Consider the following 585-nt stretch of genomic DNA (forward strand, 5'->3'; position numbering starts at 1 on the left):
GTCACCTCGCCGATGCGAATGCCCATGTCGTAACCGTGGCGCACCAGGTCGACCACGCTGTCGGTGAAGTTGAACGACAGTTGCAGGTCCGGGTAGCGCGCCTGGAATGCCGGTGCGTGCGGGCCGATATGCCGCCGCCCGAATGCCGCCGGCGCCGACACCACCAGGTGGCCGCGTACCGAGGTGCGGTCGTGGCTGATGCTGGCGTCCACCTCATCGAAGTCCTTGAGCAGCCCGCGGGCGCGCTCCAGATACTGCTCGCCCAAGTCGGTTAGCGACAGGCCGCGGGTGGAGCGGTGCATCAGCTTGACGCCGAGGTGCCGCTCCAGCGCATCCAGCCGCCGCCCCATCACCACAGGGGTGACGTTCTCCTTGTGCGCGGCGGCGGCGAAGCTGCCGCAGTCGGCCACCAGCACGAAGCTGCGCAGGGTCGTATAGCGATCCATTCGATACTCCTGATATCGACAGAACTGAAGTCTCGGCCAATTCCGCCACGGAATCCAGGGCGGCATGCTTGGGCCACGTAGAAAAACTATCGAATAAGAGGTGTGATCCATGGCCCGCATGAGAGCAATCGACGCCGCC

1 protein-coding gene is annotated in these 585 nt (G+C 65.0%); it reads right to left on the minus strand.

What is annotated here, in order from left to right; all coding sequences use genetic code 11:
• On the minus strand, window positions 1-446 hold a 446-nt coding region (locus CXQ94_RS23925), incomplete at its 3' end, for a LysR family transcriptional regulator (RefSeq protein WP_146070419.1).
• Between the last annotated feature and the right edge of the window lie 139 nt (window positions 447-585).

Source organism: Arthrobacter sp. GMC3 (genome assembly GCF_002929305.1).
Taxonomy (GTDB): domain Bacteria; phylum Actinomycetota; class Actinomycetes; order Actinomycetales; family Micrococcaceae; genus Specibacter.